Origin of the sequence: Larkinella humicola (genome assembly GCF_008727875.1) — a bacterium.
Taxonomy (GTDB): domain Bacteria; phylum Bacteroidota; class Bacteroidia; order Cytophagales; family Spirosomataceae; genus Larkinella; species Larkinella humicola.
Genome location: NZ_VTWS01000006.1, coordinates 252,086 through 277,559 on the forward strand (window position 1 = coordinate 252,086; position 25,474 = coordinate 277,559).

General features: G+C 54.7%; 18 protein-coding genes. 1 reads left to right on the top strand and 17 read right to left on the bottom strand.

What is annotated here, in order from left to right; translation table 11 throughout:
• The 15 genes from kaiC to F0P93_RS31560 all read right to left on the bottom strand — a co-directional run bounded on the left by kaiC (window position 1) and on the right by F0P93_RS31560 (window position 20,082).
• The gene (kaiC, locus tag F0P93_RS22585; protein ID WP_150880006.1) at window positions 1-1,713 is read right to left on the bottom strand and encodes a circadian clock protein KaiC; all 1,713 of its coding nucleotides are present in this window, start codon (window positions 1,711-1,713) and stop codon (window positions 1-3) included.
• A gap of 302 nt (window positions 1,714-2,015) precedes the next feature.
• Window positions 2,016-3,203: a DUF3179 domain-containing (seleno)protein gene (locus tag F0P93_RS22590; protein WP_150880007.1), complete on the bottom strand. Its 1,188-nt coding sequence runs from the start codon at window positions 3,201-3,203 to the stop codon at window positions 2,016-2,018.
• Window positions 3,204-3,225: 22 nt separating this feature from the next.
• Window positions 3,226-3,783 (bottom strand): carboxymuconolactone decarboxylase family protein, encoded by a 558-nt coding sequence (locus F0P93_RS22595; protein WP_150880008.1) that lies wholly within the window; start codon window positions 3,781-3,783, stop codon window positions 3,226-3,228.
• Window positions 3,784-3,957: 174 nt separating this feature from the next.
• A complete protein-coding gene (locus F0P93_RS22600; protein ID WP_150880009.1) occupies window positions 3,958-4,506 on the bottom strand; it encodes a carboxymuconolactone decarboxylase family protein in 549 nt (182 codons plus the stop codon).
• Between the two features lie 82 nt (window positions 4,507-4,588).
• Window positions 4,589-5,845: an MFS transporter gene (locus F0P93_RS22605; protein WP_150880010.1), complete on the bottom strand. Its 1,257-nt coding sequence runs from the start codon at window positions 5,843-5,845 to the stop codon at window positions 4,589-4,591.
• A 1-nt stretch (window position 5,846) separates the two neighbouring features.
• The gene (locus F0P93_RS22610) at window positions 5,847-8,645 is read right to left on the bottom strand and encodes a TonB-dependent receptor (RefSeq protein WP_150880011.1); all 2,799 of its coding nucleotides are present in this window, start codon (window positions 8,643-8,645) and stop codon (window positions 5,847-5,849) included.
• Complete coding sequence (locus F0P93_RS22615; RefSeq protein ID WP_150880012.1) at window positions 8,642-10,909, bottom strand: CRTAC1 family protein; 2,268 nt, start codon at window positions 10,907-10,909, stop codon at window positions 8,642-8,644. Before F0P93_RS22615 ends, F0P93_RS22610 begins: the two co-directional genes overlap by 4 nt.
• A gap of 142 nt (window positions 10,910-11,051) precedes the next feature.
• Complete coding sequence (locus tag F0P93_RS22620; RefSeq protein ID WP_150880013.1) at window positions 11,052-11,612, bottom strand: carboxymuconolactone decarboxylase family protein; 561 nt, start codon at window positions 11,610-11,612, stop codon at window positions 11,052-11,054.
• Window positions 11,613-11,664: 52 nt separating this feature from the next.
• A complete protein-coding gene (locus F0P93_RS22625) occupies window positions 11,665-13,881 on the bottom strand; it encodes a TonB-dependent receptor family protein (RefSeq protein WP_150880014.1) in 2,217 nt (738 codons plus the stop codon).
• Window positions 13,882-13,892: 11 nt separating this feature from the next.
• Window positions 13,893-15,440, bottom strand: a complete 1,548-nt coding sequence (locus F0P93_RS22630) for a vanadium-dependent haloperoxidase (protein ID WP_150880015.1) — start codon at window positions 15,438-15,440, stop codon at window positions 13,893-13,895.
• 57 nt (window positions 15,441-15,497) lie between these two features.
• Window positions 15,498-16,388: a hypothetical protein gene (locus F0P93_RS22635; RefSeq protein WP_150880016.1), complete on the bottom strand. Its 891-nt coding sequence runs from the start codon at window positions 16,386-16,388 to the stop codon at window positions 15,498-15,500.
• 45 nt (window positions 16,389-16,433) lie between these two features.
• Window positions 16,434-17,555 (bottom strand): hypothetical protein, encoded by a 1,122-nt coding sequence (locus F0P93_RS22640; RefSeq protein ID WP_150880017.1) that lies wholly within the window; start codon window positions 17,553-17,555, stop codon window positions 16,434-16,436.
• Window positions 17,556-17,794: 239 nt separating this feature from the next.
• On the bottom strand, window positions 17,795-18,346 hold the full coding sequence (locus F0P93_RS22645; protein ID WP_150880018.1) for a hypothetical protein: 552 nt from the start codon (window positions 18,344-18,346) through the stop codon (window positions 17,795-17,797).
• Between the two features lie 90 nt (window positions 18,347-18,436).
• Window positions 18,437-19,207 carry a DUF2490 domain-containing protein gene (locus F0P93_RS22650; protein ID WP_150880019.1) on the bottom strand — a complete coding sequence of 257 codons (771 nt, stop codon included), beginning with the start codon at window positions 19,205-19,207 and terminating at the stop codon, window positions 18,437-18,439.
• Window positions 19,208-19,275: 68 nt separating this feature from the next.
• A complete protein-coding gene (locus F0P93_RS31560) occupies window positions 19,276-20,082 on the bottom strand; it encodes a hypothetical protein (RefSeq protein ID WP_191908890.1) in 807 nt (268 codons plus the stop codon).
• Window positions 20,083-20,276: 194 nt separating this feature from the next.
• Between F0P93_RS31560 and F0P93_RS22660 the strand changes: the two genes are divergently transcribed.
• Window positions 20,277-21,869, top strand: a complete 1,593-nt coding sequence (locus F0P93_RS22660) for a sensor histidine kinase (RefSeq protein ID WP_150880020.1) — start codon at window positions 20,277-20,279, stop codon at window positions 21,867-21,869.
• Between the two features lie 166 nt (window positions 21,870-22,035).
• Here F0P93_RS22660 and F0P93_RS22665 read toward each other — a convergent pair whose 3' ends face one another.
• Together F0P93_RS22665 and recQ are read right to left on the bottom strand one after the other, a co-directional pair.
• Window positions 22,036-23,118, bottom strand: a complete 1,083-nt coding sequence (locus tag F0P93_RS22665) for a lytic transglycosylase domain-containing protein (protein WP_150880021.1) — start codon at window positions 23,116-23,118, stop codon at window positions 22,036-22,038.
• Window positions 23,119-23,264: 146 nt separating this feature from the next.
• Complete coding sequence (gene recQ, locus F0P93_RS22670; protein ID WP_150880022.1) at window positions 23,265-25,397, bottom strand: DNA helicase RecQ; 2,133 nt, start codon at window positions 25,395-25,397, stop codon at window positions 23,265-23,267.
• Window positions 25,398-25,474: the final 77 nt, after the last annotated feature.

Sequence of the window (25,474 nt, forward strand, 5' to 3'; positions counted from 1 at the left end):
CTATTGCTCATTATGGCGGCTTTTGATTAGTTGTTCCCGGTTTTTCTCCAGCACATCCTTTCGCAACTCCTCTTCCACGTAGGCTTTATTCAATTCATCCTGCACGGATTCAAATTCTTCTTTCAAACTCGCAATCTTCGACTCCAGCACCAGGCGTTTGCGTTCGATTTCCCGGTCTTTGCGATTCACGGCATAATCACGCAATGCCTTCCCGGTCGCTTCCTGCAATTGCTGGGCTTCCCGTGCGGAGCCCGTCAGCACTCCGTCGGGGCTTAAAAAGACATCCACCAGATGCAGGCCTTCGTCCGTAATCACGAACTCGCGGACCTGATTGGAATGTTTCATGCCGCGCGATTTCATGACGTACATGCCCCGGTTGCGTTCACCGTTCGACTCGATATCCCGCACCAGCAACCAGGCATCTACCAGCGACGAAACCCCCTCGTCCGTTTGTTCACTCACAATGGTGTTCAGCGAAAGTGCCGTAAACATCACGGTTATTTGCATCGATTGCAGAAAATCGATCAGCCGGATCAACATCGACTTCACCTCACTGACGGTGCCCACCGTAATCAGGTTGGTAATAGGATCCAATATAACCAACTGGGGATCAAATTCTTCAATCAGTTTATGAATCGACACCAGGTGCATTTCCAGTCCGTTGAGCGTAGGGCGGGAAGCATGGAATCTCAACAGGCCGTTGTCGATGTGCTGTTGCATATCGAACCCAATCGAGCGCATGTTCCGGATAATCTGCTGCGGTGACTCCTCAAACGCGAAGTAAATGCAACGTTCTTTCTGATTACAGGCTTCGTGGGCAAAACTGGCGGCAATGCTGGTTTTGCCCGTTCCGGCGGTTCCCGAAACCAGAATGCTGCTGCCCCTGAAAAATCCTTTTCCCTCCAGCATTTTGTCCAGCGACGGAATCCCGGACGAAATTCGTTCCGACGTTACATTGTGCGTCAGGGTAAGTGAGGTTACCGGCAGAACCGAGATTCCGCTCTGATCGATCAAAAAAGGATATTCATTGGTACCATGCACCGACCCGCGGTATTTGACGATGCGCAGAAGCCGGGTGGAAATCTGATTGGCAACCCGGTGATCGAGCAGAATCACGCAGTCGGAAATGTATTCTTCCAGCCCCTGACGGGTTAACGTACCATCCCCTTTTTCGCCGGTGATGATGGTCGTTACTTTTTTGGCTTTCAGCCATTCAAACAGCCGCCGGAGCTCTGCCCGCAGTATTCCCTGATCGAGCAGGCCCGAAAACAGGTTTTCGATGGTGTCCAGCACCACGCGTTTGGCTCCAATGCTGTCGATGGCGTGTCCCAGCCGGATGAAAAGGCCGTCCAGGTCGTATTCGCCGGTCTCCTCGATTTCGCTCCGTTCAATCCGCACATGATCAAGTCTGATCAGCTTATCATGCTGGAGTTGGTTCAGGTTGTAGCCGAGCGAAGCCACGTTTAAAACCAGTTCTTCGGCTTTCTCCTCGAACGACATAAAAACCCCCGGTTCGCCATACAGCATCGCGCCGTGAACAATGAATTCGATGGAGAATAAGGTTTTTCCGCAGCCCGTTCCCCCGCAAATCAGCGTGGGCCGGCCTTTTGGTAATCCGCCCCCCGTAATTTCATCCAGACCAACGATGCCGGTCATGGCCTTGGGGAAGGAAGGAAGAGAGAAAGAAGATTTTTTTGAGGAAGTCAGGCTCATCGATGGTGTATTTTTTCAAAACGTGTGGTGGAAAAGGGCATTTAATTTTCAAAAAACATAACCGGATTTCCCCACCGAGTGTTTAACGACCAGGACGGAATGGTTCGTTTTACGTTCGAAAATATAGTAAAAAATATACGCTTATGGCAAATACCCGAGCCTTACGGTTTTAATCTAAAAATAAAGGATAAAAGCAAACCGCTCCTACCCTTTACGACTTTTCACCTAAAATAACGGGCATAGACCAGAGAGGTAAGATCAGAGAAAAAAGTGTCAAAAAGTCTCACCTCTCTGGTCTTCCCTCACAAATACCGGGTCGTGGCCGGATGAAACGTTTCCCACGAATGCAGGTATTCCTGCGAGGCCGAAATCCGGGCCAGTTTTTTTCCTTTCAGCAGACCCTCCGTGCAGATGCCGTGCCGGTTCCAGACCGACCCGGTTTCCTGGTCCCGAAAAGAATCCGCCGAATCCGCCATAAAATGCAGGATCTGGCCGTTCACTTTCCGGTTCCAGACGTGGAAGGTCGCGCTGTCGGAGGCCACCATGAGCAACAGCGGGGTTCCCGCCAGGCTATCGTTCGTGACTTTCTGTTTCAGCAACTGACTCCAGTCGTATGCGCGGGCCGCTTTGTTGTGTTCCACGCCCACCACCCACGATTTCGGCCTCCACGACAGGCTATCGCGTCCCGTTAGTTTCCGTTTGACTTTCCCTTTTTCGTAGGGTTCCATGCTGGCATACTGCTCCCGGAAGGTCGAATCCGGCTGGAGAACCAGCGTTTCGGGATGCAGTTCGGTCCAGGCCCGTAACGTCATTTGTTCGGATTGAAAACCGGGCAAATACTGGCCTTTCAACGGGCCGGCGATGGCTTCACCGTTGACCTGCCGCCACCAGCTCCCGGTCGTTTTGTCTTCAAACATCGCATTGAAATGATCCATACCCACCAGCCGGAACTCCTCAGGTTTGTTGCCCACCAGCGGCCGAAATACGCGGCCCGTGCGGCAAACCGTGCAATACGTGATCATGACCGGCTCCCCCCCCACCGTGTCCCGAACCTGGTGGTGATAGCCAATAAACTGGATCGGATAAGCCCGCGCCTGCCCGTTTACGACCAACCCCAACACCAGCTTATCAGCCGGGATTTTACTGGCTTTCAGATCCAGCATCACGGTTTCTTTTGGCTGGTAAAACATTTTTTCGGCCAGAAACCGGAAGTTGAACAGGTAAAAGACCACGCCATAAACGGCCAGCAGTGCCAGCACGGCAACTTTGCGTCCCCTGCGTTTCGGTGCCGCCAGCAGGCGGTAGGTCGGATAGGCGATGAGCAACCAGCCCATAATCCGGATGATCCAGCTATTTTGATGAATCCAGTAGGCAAAATCAATTGTATCGGCTTCCTGACTGCCCGGCATCGGCATAATGAAGTAGACTTTCGCTATTTCAGTGGCCGTCAGCAGCAGAATGCCGAAGATAAAAACGAGCATGATTTTCATAGAAACAGGGTTTACAGTTCACTCACCGGGGCATATAGTGATCATCTGCCGTATAGCCGTACTCCGCGATTTTAGTCGCCCGAAACTTGTACAATTCCGGGTTTTCGGGTGCCCAGGTTGCCAGACCGTCGACGTATCGGTTAAACATGCAGAAAGCAGCCGCAATCAAAACCGTATCGTGAATGTCTTTATCGGTGGCTCCCTGCAGACAGGCTTCGTGCACCTGCTCGGGCGTCACCTGTTTGCCGCCTTTCTGCACACTGCCGGCAATGGCCAGCAGGGCTTTCAGTTTGGACGAAATCAGGGTTAGTCCGTAGTTTTCCTTAACGGCTTTGACAAACTCGCCGTTCTCGTCGCCCCAGTAATAACTGGCCACGGCACCGTGGATGGTCTGGCAAAAAAAGCAGTCGTTCTCGGAGGAAACGTAGGTGGCAATCAACTCGCGTTCGGCCCGGCTCAGACCGTCGTCGGTTTGCAGCAGCGCGTTGGCTAATTCATTGAGTGGCTTCGCCGTTTCGGGGCTAAACGCCATCGGCCCGCGAATGCCGGGCAGTCCTTCAGGCAATTGAATATGAGGCATATCGGATAAAAAAAAGTAAAAACAGATCGAAACCGGACTATATATCCCTGACCGCAGCGCAGCCAGGGAATATCGCACTAACCTATTATGAACGCATTGCTTTCGTAGTCGTGGCTATGGCAGGGTGTTGTCTGGATTGGTAACCACAAACGCTGCACCATAAACCCTCAACTTCTATACCACCGGTTTTGGCATCACGTAGCCCAGGGTTCCCATGCGCTCGCCCATGGCTTCGTAAGCCGCCGGGTCCGTCGGGGTCAGGCTGGCCAGTCCGTCGACATACCGGTTGAACAGGCAGAACGTGGCGGCAATTAAAACCGTATCGTGAATGTCGCGGTCGGTGGCCCCCTGCTGGCGGGCGTCGGCCACCAGTTCCTCCGAAACCGTGCGGGCATCCTGCTGAACGTGTTTGGCAATGGTCAGCAAGGCTTTCAGCTTGTCGGAAACCGGAGCGGTTTGGTAATCCGCGATCACCTGATCAACCAGTTCTTTTTCTTTTCCCAGGAGAAACCGGGCCGCAGCCGCATGGCTCCCGGCGCAGAAATGACAGTCGTTGAGCGACGACACAAAGGTCGCGATCAACTCGCGTTCGGCTTCGCTCAGGGGCGATTCGTTTCGCAACAACGCCTGCGCCAGCGCATACAGATGCTGGCCGGTATCGGGTCGGTACATCACCAGGCTGCGAATACCGGGAATGCCTTCAGGAACTTGAATGTGTGCCATTTTTTTGATGATTTATGTTTTTGCCCTGACAGCGGTTGGAAACCCTGTCAGCGGCTTTAGAATAAGCCGTAAATAATACCAATCAGCCGCTGACAGGGTCTTCGACCGCTGTCAGGGCTGATTGCTGTCTGGGTTTTGTGCGCCAGATGGCAATAAAGCCAATGACGAACGTACCGGAAAAGGCAAAAATGGCCGATCCATACCCGCCCAAGACCGCAACCAGCGTACCGATAAAAAGGACCGCCGTTGCCGTCACCAGCCGACCGATGTTGAAACAAAAACCGGTGGCCCGGCCCCGCAACGGGGTGGGAAAAAGTTCGGGCAAATAGGCCGACATGGTGCCCTGGCTGATGCCGAAAAGCAGTGCCAGCGTGGCCATTTCGACATACACCAGGAAGGAAAGGGTCTTGTTCGTTTTGAAGACCACCGCGGTCATGACGAAACAGGCAGCAAAAACAAACAGCATGGTTCGCCGGTGCCCAAACAGCTTGACGATGAAACCCGACAGGATTCCGCCCAGTACCCCCCCGCTGCCCATCAGCATCATCGATAAACCGCGCGCTTTCCGTGCATCACCCACCACCAGGCTCTGCACCCAGGTCGGCACCCACGAAAAAACCGCCCAGAGTCCCACCAGCATCGCTCCGAATGCCAGCGAACCCAGCCACAACGACCGGCGGTATTGCGGATCGAACAGGCTGGCCTTGGCATCGGCGGATTGCTGATGAACCCGTTTCCAGCCTGACGGTTCCTGTACCAAACCCGCAATCAAAGCGCCAACAACCAGCGGAATACCGCCGATCCAGAACGCCTGCCGCCAGTCGGAGATCAGGTTATTGACCCACCCGGACAACATAATTCCGACCGGAAATGCCACCGCCAGAATGCCCATTGCAACGGGCCGGTTGCGCTCCGGCCAGATTTCGGACACGATGACGGTCGTCAACACCAGCACGCCCCCAATGCCAAAACCGGCGGCAAACCGCAGCGCGACGACGGTGAGCCAGTTGGGCGCAAAAGCCGTCAGCAGGGTGCAACCGCCATACAAACATACTGCCCCAACCAGCGACGTAACGCGCCCCAGCCGGTCGCCGAAATAGCCGAAACTCATGCCGCCCAGCATCCAGCCGTACAGAAACGTGGCCCCGACGTAGGCGCTGACCCGGTCGAGTTCAGCCTGGTCGGCCTGCCCCAGCAAGTCGCGGACAACCACCGGCAGGTAAGTTGACATCAGGGTCGAAACCGTGCCGCTGAAAATATACACCAGCATACAGAGCGCAAACACCCGGCTGCGGTAGGCCGATGTCGTTGGAGAGGCCGTGAGTTGAATCGTTTCCATCTTAGCGCATTCCCTGGTCAAACGTTAACGAAATGTAATACAGACCACCCACCGCCGGAGACCCGTAAGCCTGCACGACGTACTGGTTGGTCAGGTTGCTGGCTCCCACTTTCAGGGCGGTTTTCAATGACGGCACCCGGTAGGTAACCTGCGCATCGAGCAGGTGATAGGCCTGGATCTTCCCCGCACGCAGGTCGTTGAACGACCCTACCCAGTCGAATGAATCCTGCCAGTGCCAGGCCACGTTGAAGCCGAGATTTTTGGCCAGGTTGCGGTTTCCAACCGTCACGTTCGTTTTGTATTTCGGTGTGTTAAAAGCCGGAATGTTGTTGGGATTAGCCCCTTTCAGGTTAAAGGCCGACCAGGTGCCGTTGCCGCCAATCGTAAAACCGCCCGGCACATAATACGTCAGGCCCAGCGTGGCTCCCTGTGCCGTTACGCGATCGGTAGCATTGGTATACAATTGAAAAACCTGGTATTTGGTGTTCAGAATGTCCTGCGCGGCTGCGGGATTGATTTGCCCGTCGCTGCCCAGAACCGGGTTGTCGGGCCGGATGACGACCTGATTCAGGATAAAGTTCTGGTATTCACCGAAGTAATAATTGGCATCGACAGCCAGCCGGTTGTTGATCAACCCGCGGTAACCGACCTCAAAACTCTGTACCTTTTCCGGTTTAATGTAGGCTACATTCGATTTTTGCAGTTTATCCTTGTTGTTCATCACCGCCTGTTGGGGTGTTTTTCCGGACTGCACATCGGCGAGAAAACCGTTGACAAAACCGCCGACAGACGGCGAATTGATCGAATTTTCGTAGACGTTCATGCCCGCGCTGTTGGCGGGAGCGCCCCCCAGAATCGTAATTGGGCCGACATTCAGCTTGATAAACTGGTCGCTCGGCGTCGGGTTTCGAAAACCGGTTTGAAAGGAGGCCCGGAAATTATGCGCTTCGGTCGGGGAAAAAACCAGGGACGCTCTGGGCGTGAAGTACCCGGCAAAATTCTGGTTCTTGTCGTACCGCCCCGACACCGTCAGCTTCAGTTTGTCGGCCCAAAGCCGCTGGCTGGCCTGGACGAAGGCTCCGAACTCATTGTACAGAATGCGCCCCCCTTTGTCGTCGAACAGCGTTCCGTTTGTGAACAGACTGAACTGGCGGAAATTGCCGCCGGCCAGCACTTCGGTTTTCGACAAACCGGCGGCTTCCAGGGCCGACGAAAAATTGTACTGGGCATCGGCATGGTACATTTTCGTCTGGCTCAGAATCCCGGCGCCGTTCAATCCCTGAATCGTTTTCAGCCGCGCCTTTTCGCGATCAAACTCCGCCGAACCAGGCAGATACCGCCCCTGATCGGCAAAGCGCCGGGCGGCTGTGTGATCGGCCGTCGTGACGCCCTGCACCTTGCCCTGAAAAGCCGCCGTGTAGCGTGTAAACCACATTTCATCCGCCTGATTGGCCGGAACCACCGTGCCATTCAGGTCGCGCACCCACGTCCGGCCAACCTGCTGACCCAGCGAACGGGAGTTGAACGAATCGTGCGAATCTTCCTGATTGGTGTAGCCCCGGACGAAGAAATTAGCTCCCCGCAGTTCGATCCGATGCTGAAGCAACGAAAAACCGTTGACTGAAAACCGGTTGCTGCCCGTGTAATTGGCCGTTCCTTTGGAATAACTGTAGGAATAAATCGCTTCCAGATTGGGCGTAATCCGGTAATGAAGCGCTCCGTTCAGTTTCAGGCTGTAGACGTTGTAATCCGTCAAATACCGCTCTTCGTAACCGGTGCGGGCCACTTTGCCGATGCCGGTGATGGTGCGGTTTACCTCGTCGCCGTACACATTCAGGCCGTTGTAAGCCGGGTTGTTTTGGCCGCGTCTTTCGACCGGCGTGGTGGCATCGACGTCGGTATAATCTGTGGCAAACCAGTCCAGCCCCTTCATGTAGGCGACATTCAGTTTGAAAGCCAGCTTGTTGTTAAACGCTTTCGCATACCGCAGGGCATAATCGTGGTACAGGGCCGCACCGGTGTTCGGGTCGTTGACATGGTTGACGCCCACTTTGGCCTGCGCACTCAGCCCCTGAAACTGAAAGGGATCTTTCGAATGCATCAGCAAGGCCCCGTTGAAAGCCGTCGGACCATACAGCGCCGAGGCCGATCCCGGCACCAGTTCGACGCTTTCGACATCGAGATCCGAGAGTCCAAACATGTTCCCGACTGAAAAACCGAAACCGGCGGGCTGGTTGTCGATCCCGTCGATCAGTTGCAAAAACCGGGTGTTGCCGGTGCTGGCAAAACCGCGCGTGTTGATCTGTTTGTAGGTCAACCCGCTGGTGACCATATCGACGCCCTTGAGGTTGTTGATGCCCTCGTAAAACGTCGCCGAGGGTGTTTCGCGAATGGCCCGGTTGTCCATTTTCTCGATGCTGACGGGCGCTTTCAGGATGTTTTCCTCCACCCGCGAAGCCGCTACGACCACATCCTGCAACACCTGCGTGCTGACTTTCAGCGATACGGCGATGGGTTGACCGGCATTTTGTACCGAAACCAGTTGTCGTTCATACCCCACCATCGTGACGATCAGCGTCCACGGTCCACGCCGGTTGGTGGTCAGCGAAAACTGGCCCGCAGCATCGGCGGTTGTGCCGGTCAGTTGGTCTTTGATCAGGATGCTGGCCCCCGCCAGCGGGGCTTTGGTATCGGCGTCGGTGAGGGTTCCCGACAGCCGGGTTTGCTGGGCAAACGATGTGCCGTTCAGCAAGAGCAGAAAAAGGAGGCTATATACGAATGTAAACGGTTTTGAATTCATGGTTTTCCGGGTGTTTTGGTCGTTAAGAGTGCCAGCGGGGTGCGGCAAAGCAGGCCATTTTCGTCTTTAAATTCGATCTTTTTAAGGTTGGTACGTTCCATCCGTTCGCTCCCTTCTTTCAGGTGCAGAAACTGGTTGGGTTTGATGTGGCGGAAGACCTGTTTTTTTCCGTTGCGCTGCCACCGAATTTCGATTTCGTCGATCACCGTCGCCTTTCCGATGCCGATTTCCCGGCGCAAGGGAGATGCGCCGAAACTACCGCCCGAATTGACTTCGCGGTAGACGCTCCGCCGAACGCCGTTTTCCCGAAAAGTCACTTTGACCAGGCTTCCAATGGCCGCCCGGTTGGATTGGGTGCCTTCGAGTGAGAGACAAATCCAGTTGTTGGCGTTCTGACCCGGATTTACAAAGAAGGAGTTGGGGTAAGCATCCCCGACGTAAGCGCCCCCCATTTCGATGTAGATGTCCTGATCGCCGTCGTTGTCGAGATCGGCGAAGGAAACGCCATGCCCTTTCTGGACATTTCCGACGCGGGCCGAAGCCGTTACATCGGCGAATTTCTCACCGCCCAGACTCTTGAACATCTTGTTGGGAATCAGTGATTTGAAACTCGGACTTCCGGAACCCAGGTACATATCCAGCCAGCCATCGTTGTCGATATCGCCAAAATTGGAACCCATCGAAAAGGCGGTTTTCCGAAGTCCGGCCGACTCTGCCACATTGGTAAAAGTCCCATCCTGATTATTGCGGTAGAGGTAGATCGTCCCTTTGGTGCCTTCCGGCTTGTTGAGGGCTTCTGCCGCTTCGTAGAAAGAAAGGGCTTTGTGAAAGGTGTAATCACAAACGAAGATGTCTAACCAGCCGTCGTTGTTGTAATCCCAGAACCAGGTCGGGAACGAATTTCCGGTGTCTTTCCGCAAACCGGCCTGATCGGAAACGTCTTCAAAATGAGGAACCCCGCCCTTCATGCTCTGATTTTTCAGCAAATACCGGTTGCCGTCCAGCGTCGACAGGAATAAATCCGGTCGCCCATCGTTGTCGTAATCCCCCGATGTTACGCCTTTGATAAAACCGGTAATGGCGCAACCCGCTTTTTCGGCCACATTGGTGAAAGTGCCATCCTGGTTATTGAGGTAGAGTTCGCAGGGGTGAACGGCAACAGCGCTCGTCATCGAACCGGCGGTTTCATTGCCGATAAATACATCGAGCCAGCCGTCGTTGTTGAAATCATTCCAGGTTGCGGTTTGGGTCGGATGGAACGAAAGTAGCCCGCTGGTGGTCGTCACGTCCGTGAAAGTGCCGTCGCCGTTGTTTTTCAGCAACGAGTTCGGTTGATTCCCAAACTTATCCATCCAGGCTCCGCGCAGCACGAAAATATCGGTAAAACCGTCGTTGTTGTAATCCGTCTGGGTGAGGTTCAGTCCACCCGTGATGCGCTTCAAACCCGACGGTTCAGACTGGTCGCTGAAGGTGCCATCGCCGTTGTTTTTGAAATACTGCATCGGTTCGGTCAATCCCCAGGCTGAGGTGACCAGATCCAGATACCCGTCGTTGTTAAAATCCTCAGTAATGACGCCCCCGGCCATGTTACTCATATTCAGTTTGAGCCCCGGTGCAATGTCCTGAAAAGCCCTGATCCGGTGGGTCGTATCGATCATGTTCGGAAGCAACCACCGGGGCGGAACCTGCGACGGGTACGTTCCGAGCGTCATGTAGGCCAGATTCAGCAACCAGCGCGATTCGAGGTCATCCGGGTATTGTTCCAGAATCGCTTTGTACAGTTCAATGGCTTTTCTCGAACCGGTTTGGATCGTATGAATACCGCCCCCCTGCAACGGAAGGACGCACGATTCCACCGAATGCCGCCCGACACAATTGGTTTGTTCCCCCAGTCGCAGGTAAGCCATGGCGAGGTCGGCGGCTGCCAGTTGAGAGCCTCTGATATTCCGTGGGTCAATGCGTCGAACGATTTCTTCCAGCAGGTCAATAGCCTTTTCTTCCTCCCCCAGTTTCAGGAAAGCATCGGCTTTTGCGTAGCTGTACATCAGCCGTTGCTGCTCCCCCATGGTCGGGCTGGCCAAAAGGGTATTGGTGTGCGCCAGAACAGCTTCGGGGCAAAAGCTGTTTTCAGCGGTTGCGTATTCCAGCGATAGTTTGTGTAATATACCGATCATCTCTTCGTGAGATGACGGCTTCGACTGGCAGCCAAACAGTAGGCTGGTCAGCAAAACCAGCGGAATGAACCGAAACAATAGTATCTTCATGGGCATCGGAATGGGCGTTTACCCGGTGAATGTGTGGATCCAGACTGATTAAAAACCGCCTGACAAGCCCTAAAATCCGGCAAATCCGAACGGTTAAGGCGTACTTCTGTCAAAGACGGGTCATACAAACCCTGAAAAGAGACTACATTTTGGGTGGAACCGGAAAACCGCCGGGTGGCCGTTTATAGCCCTGAACGATGCGTTCGCCGAGTCGCTGGTAATACGCCGGATCGGTCGGTGTTACGCTGGCCAGCCCGTCGACGTACTTGTTGTACAGACAGAACAAGGCCGTAATCAATACCGTATCGTGAATTTCCCGATCGGTGGCGCCCGCCTGTTTCGCCCGCTCGACGGCTTCGGGCGTCACATCCTTCCCGCTGCGCTGGGCGCGGGCCGCAATGGCCAGCAAGGCTTTCATTTTCTCGCTGACCGGGGCGGTTTCATACTCCTGTTTCACGGCCCGGGCGATTTCATCGTCACCCAGCAGCAAATCGGCGGCTTTGGTGTGCGCGGCTGTACAGAAACGGGTTTCGTTCCGGGCCGACACCAGGGTGGCAATCAGTTCGCGCTCGCCCGGCGTTAAAGTCGATTCGCCCCGCAATAGGATTTGGGTCAATTCCCGGATGGGTAAAGCCGTATCGAGACGGTATTCGAGCAAACCGGTGATGCCGGGCAAATGCTCTGGAAGGGGTATATGGGGCATTACAGTACGGTCAAAAGGTGAACGAATCGCACCGAAAACGGCTGCTTTCGGCTTACAACTTGATTCCCAGCGTCAACACACCCGTCCGACCGTCGGAGGGCCAGATTCCCGGCCCCGGATAGAAGGTTGGACGCTTGGTGAAATACGCCGTATTCAGCAGGTTATTGATACTTCCCCGCAGCATAAAACGCCGTCCGATCCGCCAGGTGGTGTTCAAATCCCAGATGCCGTAGGCCGGAACGGGACCTCGGGCCCCATTGGCTGTCGGTTCTGGAGTGTTCAACGCGTCAGAAAACGTCTCGCTGACGTAGCTAAACTGGGCGGTCAGACTAAACGTGCGGTAGCGGGCGGTTAACCCGTTGCGGCTGGTCCAGCGCGGAGCCGATTCCACCCGGTTACCATCGATGGTTTGGTTATCGGCTCCCGTTGAAACGCGGGCGTTGTGGTAACGGGCATCCACAAAGGCCGTCGAAGTAAAACCGGTCAGCGTAAACTGGTTGGTTCGGTAAAACCGGGCTTCGATCAATGCTTCAACGCCTTTGGTACGGCTGTCGCCGACGTTCGTACGGAACACGTAACTTTCGCCCGCCGGATTGGTCAGCACCAGGCTCCCCAGGCGGTTTCGGTAGGGCAGATAAAACGCACTCACGTTGACGTGCAGTCCCTGCCAGTAGCCTTCCAGGCCGATTTCGGCGTTATACCCCGTCGCATCCTTTAGGTTTTTATCGACCTGTTCGTAGACCGAGGTCGGAATAATATCCTTGAAAATCACCGGGCGATAGGCCTGCGACCAGCCGCCGTACACTTTCAGTTCCGGGCGAAACCGGTATTGGGCATTGATTCCGAGCAGGGCAAACCGGTGGTCGATGTCGTTCGGCAGCTTCAGCGGGTCATAATAGCTGATGGTTCCCCGCAACCGGGTCAAGCCGCTTTCAACCCGAATTCCGGGCGAAATGGTCAGCTTCGGCGTCAGGTGAAACTGACTTTCCGCAAAAACCGCCACGTTGCTGGTGTAAAAGTGCAGGTCGCGCCCGAATGGTCCGGTGATCGACAAGTCGAAATCGGAGCCGGTCGTGCCTTTCCCCTGCTGCCGCCGGTTCAGATCATTGTTCATGAGCTGTACACCCACCACGCCGGTAGCGGTCACATTCCCAAGCTGATACGCGTGCAGCAAGCGCAATTCGGACGTATAACTGTGAAAGTTATCGATGTCGACCTGCCGGTTTCGCGGCTGTCCGGTTGCCTTGATGAGCGTATCCGGCACATTGGCCAATGCATCGAACAGAACACTATTTCGTTGGCCCAATACGGCCGACGTCAGCCACATCAGCCGGGTTCGATCCGTTATCTGCCAGTCGAGCCGCAGCGACGGCACCCAGATGTCGGGGTTAAAGTAGTTGCGGTTTCGGGTGGCCTGCTGCGGATTTTGCGCAAACATGTCTTCCGTCAACGGACCCGGAATGCGGTAAACATACGCCGAGCGACCCAATTCCGCACTGATCCGGAGCCGTTTCGTGGCCTGATACTGTAGGCTCATGAACTGGGCCTGGGCGTTCGACGTTGCGTTTTTCCGATACCCGTCCGAATGCTTCCGGTAGTAATAGCCGTAATACGTCAGCTTCCCGATTCGACCGCCAATGGCGTTGTATGTACTCCGCAAGCCGTATGAACCCACCGAATTGATGGTTTCAAAACCAAACCGGCGGGTGGTGTCGCCCGACTTCGTCACGTAATTGAGCATTCCGCCAAACTGCGCACCGTATTGCAGGGAAGCCGTTCCGCGCACCAGTTCGACCCGTTCGATGCTTTCCATCGGGGGCGAAAAGTGGCTGGCCGGATAACCGTACATGTCCGAATTGGTCAGAACCCCGTTCTGGCGACTATTGTATTCCCAGGACCGGTGCGGGTCCAGCCCGCGCGTGGCAACGTTCGTCTGGTTGCCGGTTCCGTCCATGTCATAGACGAACAAACCCGGAAGCCGCGCAAACACCTGCCGGGCGTTTTTTTCGGCAATATTGGCGTCAATTTCCCCCAACCGCACCACCTCGGTCCGTTTGCCACCCAGCAGATACGTACCCTGCACATCGGGCAGGGACTGCGTGACCCCCTCCCGAATCCCGGTTACGTTTACCTCTTTCAAGGTTTGGCTACGCAGGGTGTCGGCAGCGGGTTTCGGGGCTGGCGATTGGGCGAACCCGATACCGGTCAGGCTGATCATCAAGCCCATAGTGATCCCCGGAATACGCGTATTCTTCTTCCAAGAGTCCATGCTGTAGCGGATTAAAGTCCGGATCCGTCGGCTTTTGCGCGGGCGATGGCGTAGTTTCCAACTTCATTTCCAGCCTTTAAGCCAGCCTCACAATCAAAACGATAATGAATCAATCCGTAGATGCGCGACACGGAGGCCTCCTGGGCCTGTTTCGTAAAGGTTTCCGCCTGATCAGGAAATAAGTAGCCCAACACCGTGGCGGCCGCTCCCGAGAATGTCGAGTGCCCGGAGGTGTACGACGGAAAATTGGGCAGTCCTACGGACGTCTTCACTTTAAACTGCTGCGGACGGGGGTAGTAGTAATAGTATTTTGAGTCCCAGCACGTGATGGCCGCATCCATTTCGGCCGTTCCCAGCAGAGCCAGCGTGCGCGCCATCCGGACTTCGCTGTGTCGGGCTTCGTGGCTCACATTGGCCGCCGTACGGTGCCAGTGGCCGGGGGGCGTGTAGCTTCCGGCTCCGTCGGCCCAGTAATTGGCAATCCGCGCCTGTTCCCGGGTCTGGTTTTTCTGAATGGTCTGCAATTCCTCCAGGTCTTTCTGAAAAGCCGGACTGTCCAGCGCCGGAGGTGGCACGGCCCGCAGTTTTTCCAGATCCGCTTTGGTGTAATTCCACGGCAGGACGGCCCCGTAATTCGGCAGCATGGGTGGGCGAAGCGGCAATTCCTGGCTCACCCAGGCTTCGCGAAGACCCCGTTCTTTGGCTTTTTCGATCATGCCCGCTGTCAACGTCTGGTTGTTCGCAGCGGCCATCCCGTCGGTTCGGGCGCGGCCCATTACCTTGGCTGCCACGACATTTCCGAGGTCAACCCCGGCAACCAGATCGCTTTCCACATTCATACCGGCCCACAAACGGCTTTCGCGGTGTTCTTTCATGCGGGCTTCCAGATACGGCACCTCGCCCGGAAACATCGCCTTCAGAATCGTCACCGAAGCGGCAGCCACGACGGCATCTTCCGAGGGATAGGTCGGAATGCTGGAAACCGGCAGGGCCACCCGAATCGTGGCGTCGGTTTTCGACGGTGCGGCCCGTTTGAACTGGTATTTGTAGTTCCAGGCGGCCACCAGCGCGTCATACTGGGCCACACTCAGGTAGGCCAGGGCGCGGGAAGCATACGGTGGATTGGCAAACGGAAACTTCGGATCAGCCAACGGATTGGCCGCGTCGGGCACCGGGTATTTCCCCTCGGCGTTGTAGGCCGGCGGAATGTTATACCGGGCCGCTAGTTCGCGGGCAATCTCATTCCAGCGGTAAACGGCCCCGGCACCCCAGTAAACGACGGCTTCCTGCTGTTCCTTCGTCAGGCTGGCGGATTTCTGCTTCAAACTGGCCAGTTCGGCCACGTATTCGGGGGAAGAAACCGCTTTGGGGGCCGCCACCGCTATTTCAGTGGCCGAGGTTAGCTGATACGTTTTCCAGGAACCCGCTTTTTCGTCGACCGACGCAGGAGCATACCCCACCCGCTGGGGTTCTTCAATGGTTTTGTCACAAGACGTCAGAACAGCCACCGTGGCAAAAACGCCGATCGCTCCTTTCAGCCTATTGATATAGATTTTCATACTTTTTCTTGATTAATCTGGGGCCATGAACCGAACGCCATTCCCCGTCCATCCTTTTTACAACGTAAACAGATACAGCACGCCCACCGTGAAACTCGTGCTCTGCCCGACATTCCGGCCGTCGGTAACATAGCCCACACGGGCGTTGACGCCGATGTTTTTGGGCTGCACTTTTCCATACCAGCCCACCGTCGTGGCCTGCATGTTGTTGGTCGGAAACGGCATGTCATGCCGGCGAATGTAGTCGCCGTGGGTGCAGGAACTGCGTTCGGCCCAGAATTCGGTCTGCCATTTTTTCCGCAGAATCCCCAGTCGCAGGCCAGCGTCATAGGCATTCGGAACACTCACTTCGTCGGTGTTGTACACCCGGCCATCGGCCTGGTACGCATCGCGGTCTACTTTGATGTTGCTCCGCCAGAGGTAGGTGCCGTGCGCGTTGAGGTACAGACCGGTTTTCGGGTGCTTGTAATTGGCAATCAGCCGCCCCGAAACCGTCCGGCACTGCAATCCAATCGACATCGGCAAAAAATCCGGGACGTAATTGCCCACCGGCAGCGAGGCTCCCGCTACGGCGTGCAGCGAAAAACCGTGCGTCTTCAGAATCCGGTATTTCAACCAGCCCGACAGATCCTGGAGACCTTTCTGGCCCAGCAGATTGCCGGCACTGGTTTCCGTCCAGACATACGGCAGGCTCAGAATGACGTTCAACCGGTTGGTGATTCCAATGGCAGGCATCAGCATCACGTTTTGGGTCGTATGCCTCCCGATGTTGGAATTGGAGCGTTTGAGCGAGTTTTCCCAGTAATCGGTCCAGGTGCTTTTGCCATACATAGCCGCCACACAAACCGAACCTTTAGACATGTAAATGGCATCGTGCGGCATTTGCGCCTTCCCCTCGCCAACTGCTAATACAGCACTGACTACCAGTAATTTGATAAAGTTTTTCATTGCATTGAAAGGTGGATACGTGTCGGAAAGACCGATAAGAAATGTCTAGAACCAGCGGCTCAGCGAAACGGAGACGGAATAATCGGCAAAAGCCGCATCACCGTGACGAACACCCAGCGGATCGAGTTTGTCGGAGTAACTTTTGATCCGGTTGCGGTAGAGCGCCACCGGGACGGTTGCCGTGGCCGAGAATTTGCCGCGCATGTAGGCCAGGCCGGGTTCAACGGCCACAATGTAACCGGGTCGACGGAATCCTTTGCTTCCCCCAAAAACATCCGACGACGGAATGCCTTCTACGCGACCGCCAAGCATCACGGCCAGACCCGGAATCACGGAAATGGACTGGCTCAGACCGACCCGGGCGGCAAATTGATCCGCCACCGAGAAATAACCGGTTACGAGATCGATGGTCGTCGCTTCGGGATTACGCAGCACGTTGTTCGTTTCGCGGGGATTAAAGAGGTAATAGCCGGAAAAATACGCTGTCAGACCGCCGGTAAGCTGCGCATAGCCCTGCCCTTCCACGCTGAAACCCACCCCCCCATCGCCCAACTGGATCGACTGATCGACCGGTTTGTTCACGATGTAGTCTCTTTTCTCCTTGTCCAGTTTGTGAAAATCGCCGGTTACGCCCGGATTTCCGGTCGGCAGTTTAACCCCCACGCCCAGCGCCAGATTGGCTTTCGAAAATTTCGCCGGATCCACCAGCCAGTAGCTGCCCGAAAACCGAACATCGCCGATGCCCTGCGAACCAGTGCGAAACCGCTTGTGCTCCGGATTGGCCGTTACCGCATTGCCATAATGTTCGTATAAGGAAGAGCGGTCGTTGTACTGAATCGGCAAGTTCACGGAAAAGGATAGCCGGGGCGTTGCCAGGTACGTGATACCCAGATCGAGGGCATGGGAAATGTTAATCACCTCCGTATTTTGCTCCAGGCGCTCTTTCTGCTCAACGTCGCCCTTGAAATGCCGGAACGACCGGAAATACCGGTAGCCCATGTTCACCTGCCACTGGCCGGTGCGCTGTTTGAAAAAATCGGCTGAGGTGGCATTGCCAGGCACGGCACAGCCCATGTGCCGAACGGCTACGCAACCCTGCGCCAGTGCCTGGGTATACAGAAGGGACAGGCACAGGAATGCCATTGATAATCGGTAAAACAATTTCATTGCTTTGAGTTGTCTGAGATGGTCATGACGTGGAGGGAGGGTGTGGCCAGAAGGCCCACCAATCTTCCAACGGATGGATAAAAACCAGTGATGAATACCCGCAGCATATGGAATTTACCATCGAACCCGTTCGGGGCAACGAATGATAACCCGCACCTGCTTAGCGGCTTACGAGAACGAATGCGCACGATTCAGCCACGACACCTAAGGTCGCAGAAAACCGGCGAATCATGAATTCATCAGGACAACAACTCGGGGGGAGGAGAATAAACCGGCAGACTGCGGGTCGACAAATGGGAAGCAAACGACGGAATTCGCACCAGCTTCTCGTTCCACTCGTAGAGAAAAAACCAGGTACGGGCGCGGTTGATGGGCGAATATTCCTTTAAAAATAATTTAAGCAGGGTATTGGCTTTTTTAGCCGATTCAGACGTTCCGGTCGCAAACTGCTCCTTCACGAAGGAAAGCAAGTCCCGCTGGAAGAAAGATTTGGTCTTATTGACGTAGCCGGAAATGTGCAGCGTATCACCCGAGACATCCAGGTTGACAATTTCGTAGAAACTTCCCCGGTATTTGAACCCTTCCGGTTTGCTCTGCGTCAGAATGGCCTCGTTGGGGTGTTTTTGAAGCGGTATTTGGAACTCGACAATGTGATCGACTGACGAAAAAACCGTGACCCGTTCCGACAATTCATGCTGTTCCTGCCACTGCATACTGACGAGCACCAGCAGATGCCCCAGCATGTGGTAAAGCAAAACAACGAATAAACCGAAGGAGATAAACCGTTTCACAAATCTTTATTCGGTAAAATTTACTCAAATATACGATATCCTTGGAATCTTGCTACTTATTGTAAAAATTTTCAAGCGAAGTTACTTCTTTCAATAAGGCGTATATAACCACACCAGCAGGTCATCCAGCCGAAACGTGGAATGGTAGGTGATCTGGAAAAGGTGCAGGTACCGATGGTCTCGCTGCGGGTTGCGAACCAAGTTCTGGAGCATATATCCCGCTTCGATGCGCCCGGCTTTCGCCGTGGTGTAGCCCACACCGGCATACGACCAGTTTTCGCCACAAAAGGCATTTTTCGAACTGACTGGGCTGTTTTTTGCACCGGTCAGACAGAGGAAAACTTCGTGGGATGCCGAAATCGAAAACCCTTGCTTCTGCGTTTTTGAATCGTATAATTGGAAATGATAACCCAGTTGGTACCGAAGCAGCGTTGCTTTCGACTGAATGTTGGTCTTCAGGTTCAGCGGATAGCGTTCTTCATACCGCAAGCGATGCGCCAAACGGCCTTTCGGGAGCGCGTGGTTGTAGACAGTCTGCGCCCAAAGCCGGTTTTCATTGACCCGAAGCCCGAATAGATTATGCCGGGCGTAGGCATACCCAACGGCTGCTTGCCAGTCCGGTTTGATTTTGTAGACAATCCCGGGCTGAACGTAGAGCTGCAGGTTCGTAGCCGGGTAGCGAATGTTCTCGACGGTCTGATCAAAGGCGTCGATCGTGGCAGACGCGTAAACCGAATACAGAATTTTTTTGCTCAGGGTACCCGTTTGGGAAAGGGCGGGAAATACACCAACGAAATGCAGCGGTTGAGCCGCCAGCCGGGGAATCGACAGCGTCAGCAAAAGGAAGAAAATGGGTTTCATGGTGGTGCGGTGGATAGAGAAATCTCATCCGCACCCTACCAAAAGCTGTGCCAAATGCCATGAGTGGCTTATTGAGCCGCCAGTTCTACCGTCAACGCAAACCGGGTCGGCGACATCGTGGGGCCACTGAAGCCCCCTCCCCCTCCTCCGCCGTACATGCCGCGCCGGCCATACATACCGCCACCGTACATGCCACCACCCATACCGCCCATGCCCATGTTGCTCGAATTGGACGAGCTTTGCTTGGGCCGTTCCGGAACGCCGGATTCAAAACCGATGGCCAGGGGTTCGCCCGAACCGGGCTTGGCATTGAGCAACGCCAGGGGGATGGTGAGGTGATAGACCAGCCGACCGGCTTTGTCTTCCAGTCGACCCGTAATACCGGACGGATCGCCGGTGGCCGACACCAGCATTTCATCTTCGGCGACGAGGTGAATGAGTTTCATCTCGATTTTGCGGTCAATCAGTTGTTTGGTCATCGTCGACCGATCTGTGGGGCCGGCTTTGGCGCCCAACGCCACGGGGCGCCCGGTAGCGGGGTCCATTTCTTCGGGCAACGGAAACTGAATGCCGCGCCAGGTTTTTTTCTTGCCTTTCTGATCGAGCCAGATGGTGCTGCCAAACAGAAGGGATTTAAACTGATCCTGGTCGTTATCCAACTGGAAAGTCAGGAACAGTTTATCGGCATTGTTAACGGCAACCACGTGTACTTTCGCATTTTCCAGAAAGACTTCCGGACGCGCCGTACTGTCGGCAATTGGTTTGGTGACGGTTGGCACACTCGTCCAGGTACTTTTCACCGGAACCGGTTTCTGGGCCATAGCCATTCCGGCGGCCAGCAATACCACTATACCGATCAATGCGTTTCGTTTCATTGCCTGAGTTGAGGAGTAGGGAATGAGCGGATTTCTATCCGTTTTTTTAGGCCCGCTAAGGTACGGTTTTTTCGTGGAAAGGCATACAGAACGAAAATCGATCCATTTCTTCGCTACTTTTTTAGCCACCGGACGACACAAAAGGCGGTTTTCATTAGTTTATTCCGGAAGGAAGTCGCACCGATCCACACATTATGAGTTCTACACCAACCAATTCCATAAATGGGACGTCTGCAGAAGAACAACTTTTTCTGATGCAATCGATGCTGGATGCTTCACAAAATGTCATGGCGTATTGCGTCCCCGTTCGCAATGAACAGGCTCAAATCGTTGATTTTTCGTATCGGATTGCCAACCAGGGACTCGCTCAGTTGCTGGGTATCGAACGGAACCAGATCATGGAAAAGTCGTTGATGCACTGGTTTCCGAACGCCAAGGAACTGGGCTTGTTTCAACAGTATGTAGACGCCATTGAGACAGAAGAATCCAAATTGGTCGAATTACCTTACGGAGACCAGGCTTGTGACGGTTGTTTTCTCATCACAGCCACTCCGCTACAGGAAGGTATCGTGCTTTCATTCGCAGACATTACCGACCAGAAACGGGCCCGGGTAGCGCAGCAGGAACAGGCTGATCTCTTGCGGGCAACGCTGGACGCATCGTTGAATAGTACCATCGCCATGCGGGCAATCCGGGACGAAAACGGGCAAATCGTCGATTTTCTGATGCAAACCGCCAACCGGGCTGTCGAACGGGATTTGTTCCTGCCACCCGAGAAGATTGCCGGACACCGGTTGCTGGAGGTATTCCCCGGCAACATCGAATCCGGCCTGTTCGAATTCTACCAGCGGGTGGCTGAAACGGGAAAAACCGACCAAACCACGCAATATTACATCGATGCAAACGGGTTGGAAGCCTGGTTTACGGTAGCCGCCGTCCGGCAAAGCACCGACCAGATCGTGATCACGTTTATGAACATTACGGAGAGTAAATTGCAGGAACTGCGGTTGAAAAAGTCCAATGAGGATTTGTTGCGATCCAACGAACTGCTGGAGCAGTTTGCCTACGGTGCCAGCCACGATTTGCAGGAACCTCTGCGGAAAATTCAGGCATTCGGTGATCTGCTTCTCGATCAGTATGGCAGCCAGTTAGGCGATGGCGCCACGGTTTTGCAGCGGATGCAGTCGGCCGCCAGCCGCATGTCCGGGCTGATTCAGGATTTGCTGACGTATTCCCGGCTTTCCACTCAGAAACCCGCTTCGGTTGCGGTGGCCCTGAACCCGTTGATCAGCGACGTGCTCTCAGACCTGGAACTGATGATTCAGGATAAAAACGCCGTCGTTGAAGTGGCTCCCCTTCCAACTATCAAGGGAAGTGTGAGCCAGTTGCGGCAACTGTTTCAGAATCTGCTCATTAATGCCCTGAAATTCTCGTTCCCGGACACCCCGCCCCACATTCATCTTTCGTTTCGGGAAGTACGACTGGGCGAATTGCCGGCAGGGCTGGTTTTTCCGGTTTTGCCCGTCGCGCTAAAACCGCTCCAGAAAACGATCCGGTTTTATGAAATCAGCGTTCAGGACAACGGCATTGGTTTCAAAACCGAATACCGCCACCAGATTTTTAAAGCGTTCCAGCGATTACACAGCCAGAACAGCCAGTACGCCGGAACGGGTCTGGGGTTGGCGATCGTAAAAAAAGTCGTTGAAAATCACTTTGGAGCGATTCTGGCAGAAAGTCAGGAAGGCCAGGGAGCGGTTTTCCGGATTTACTTGCCCACGAGTTATTGACCCGGTTCAAACCCGCTGGCATGTTCCTGACCCGCATTGAAAGACGGATGCGACTGATTACTCTTCTCCCTGTTTTACCAATCATCTAACAGACTAAAAATCAATCCAATACCAACAAAAAAAGGGACGCGAGCGTCCCTTTTTTACACTGAAATCATTCCGGCTCCTACACCCAATCCCAATCGAAGAGGGGTTGCATTTTGCGTTTGGCGGCCAGGAAAACCTGCCACAGCCGCGTCCGGCGGAAGCGTAGTACCCGTAAACCCAGCAATCCGGCCATCGCCGTCGGGGTTTGGGCGGGCGAAGCGGTCATGGACGTGGAACCGGCATCCGAAGCACCGCTGGTATCGTCCGATTCACCGCTGATTTGCGCGAGGGCTTCTTCCAGCAGATTCCGGCTGCGCGGCCCCCAGGTGGGTTCCGGTTCAGGACCGGGTTCGCCGGAGGTCCGAATAATCGGTTCAACACCCGGCTGGAAACGCTCGCCCGGTAAAGGCCGGGTCAGGTCGGCCAGCACGGCGGGGCTCAGCATATCGCTGTACATCCGCGGACGGGTTAGCAACTCCTTATAGGCCAATACCCGGTACAGGTACGTACTGGTTTCGCGGTGGAGCCGCAGGTTGTAATAACTCCGGATGCCCTGTTGATCGATGCGGTTTTGAACGTGGGTAACGCCACTGTTGTAAGCGGCAGCCACCAGCGTCCAGGAACCCAGTTCGCGGTGCAATTCGCGCAGGTACCGGCAGGCGGCTACCGTCGACTTGTAAAGATCCCTCCGTTCGTCGAGTCCATGTCTGACAATCAGACCATTATCGCGGGCGGTCTGGGGCATCAACTGCCAGTAGCCACCCGCCCCTTTGGGAGATGTGCTGGTGCCCGACAAGTCGCTTTCAACCAAAGGCAGGTACTTAAAGTCTTTGGGAATGTTGTACTTGGCCAGAATGGGTTCGATAACCGGAAAAAACTTTACCGCTCGTTTTCGAAGCCGGAGCAGATAATCCCGATGACGGGATTGTTTGAGTAAAACCGTTACCCAACGTCTGGTAACGTTGGACTGCCGAAGGGGAACAAACTCCCCACAAAATTGTACGGGTTGTAAACTTTGGATCGTTTCAGTTCCCGGCAACCTTACACTAACGGTGCCATTGGAATGGGACGTAAACTCTCTTGAATGTACGTCCAGAGGTGCCGACAAACCAATGGTTTTAAGCGTCGACAGCATCAGAATAATACTTGCTTCTTTTATCAAAACAGACTTAGTTGTTGTTTACGTCAACACGACGGTCACGGTTTAATAAAAAGTCATTCATACGAAGCTAGTTGATTTTCTGGACTTTACCAAATTCAGGTCTGTATAAATTACTAAACGGCAATCCTACTAACGCCATAGAATACTCAGAGAATACGGCCGAGCAGGGCGGCCACAATCCGGATTTTAGTGTAGTCGTAACGTCCCTGCAACGCGTCATAAACGGGCTTTAATGCGTTGTTTTCCACGCCCACCCGGGCAATGGCCCGCTCAATCTCCAGGCGGTCGGCGGTGTCGACCAAACCGGCCAGGTCGACCTCATATCCGTTGCCGGCGAGGTAGATTAAATGCATCGCAATGGTCGACGAAGACAGCTTCCGCTCCTCCGCAATTTCGTCAACGGTTTTGCCCTGCTGGTAGAGTTCGAAGGTCAGTAAATGCGTCGAGCCTTTCAAAGTCGTGCCCTCGCGCGCCTGTCCGGTGAGGAACCCGGCAATGACTTCCATGAACCGTTTCCCGAACAATTGCAGCTTCCGGTCGCCCACCCCGCTCACGTTTCGGAAGGCTTCGGGGGTGGTGGGGCGCAGGCGGCTCATTTCTTCCAGCGACGAATCCGTAAAAACCACATACGGTGGCACGTTCTGTTCGTCGGCCAGTTGTTTCCGCAACACCCGCAGTCGCTCGAAGAGATCGTCGCGAACCGTTTCGGTTTTGGTCTTCGGTTTTTGTTCGGCTTTGAGCTGGGCCGCATCTTCCGGTTTGATCAGTTGAATTTTCCGATCCTGGAACAAAACCGCATCCGCCAGAATGCCGCGTCGCAACGCATAATGATCGTCGTAGGCAATCTCAATAACCCCGATGTTGATCAGTTGCTGGATGTAACTCCGCCACTCGTCAAACTTCAGATCGCTGCCCGCGCCGTAGGTTTTAATCAGGTGATACTTATTTTGCATCACCGTCTGGTTCCGCGAACCGCGCAGAACGTCGATCAGCGTGTTGACCGGCACCTGTTCCTTCAGCCGAACAATCGCCGAGAGGGCTTTCTGGGCCAGCACGGTGCCGTCGAACATCACCCGCGGGTTCTGGCAGACGTCGCAGTTGCCACAGGGTTCACTCAGCTCTTCCGAAAAATAACTCAGCAAAACCTGACGCCGGCACGAATGCGCTTCGGCATACTGCTGAATGCGCTCCAGTTTCGCCATTTGCAACCCCAGGTTAGCCGGAGCGTTTTCGGACAGCATTTCCTTCCAACTTGCCACGTCGGCAAAGCTGTAGAACAAAACCGTATCGGCGGCAGAACCGTCGCGCCCGGCCCGGCCGATTTCCTGGTAAAAGCTTTCCAGGTTTTTGGGCATGTTATAATGAATCACCCAGCGGACGTTGGATTTGTCGATGCCCATGCCAAACGCAATGGTGGCGCAGATGATGCGAATGTCGTCCCGAACGAATTCTTCCTGCGCCTGCGAACGGCTTTCGGCACTCATCCCGGCGTGGTAATACCCGGCCCGGTAGCCCTTTTCCTGGAGTTTGGCCGCCAGACTTTCCGTCGATTTCCGGCTCTGGCAGTAGATGATTCCGGAATTATCGGGTTGCATAGCCAGAAACCGTTCGATCTGCTGAATCCGTTTCAGTCCGGGCAACACCTTCAGGCTCAGGTTCGGACGGTTGAAGGATGCCACAAAAACCTCCGGATCTGTGAGATGCAACTGGTTGATGATGTCCTGCCGGGTCAGTTTGTCGGCGGTGGCCGTCAGAGCGACCACCGGGACGTCGGGAAAATGCGTTTTCAGCATTGCCAACTGCGTGTATTCCGGGCGAAAATCATGTCCCCACGACGAAATACAGTGGGCTTCGTCGACGGCAAATAAACTGATTTGCAAGGTCTTCAGAAACACAAAAAACGATTCCGACAGCATTTTTTCGGGCGAAACGTAAAGCAGTTTCAATTTGCCGGCCTGGCAATCCTGCTCAATTTCCCGCTGCTCACGGCTGCTCTGCGTGCTGTTCAGAAAAGCCGCCGGAATCCCGTTCAGCAACAGGGCTTCAACCTGGTCTTTCATCAGTGCAATCAGGGGCGACACCACCAGGCAGACGCCCGGTTTCATCAGCGCCGGAATCTGAAAGCACACCGACTTTCCTCCACCCGTCGGCATCAGCACGAGCGAATCGCGGCCGTCCAGCAAGGTTCGGACGACGGTTTCCTGCATGGGCCGGAACCGGTCGTAACCGTAGTACTGCTTCAGGAAATCAACCGGTTTCAGCGTTTGTGTTTCGTTCATTGGTTTTGTTGGTTTTGCCCGCCCTGACAGCGGTCGAAGACCCTGTCAGCGGCAAGTCACTGCCCCGCCCCCTAAAG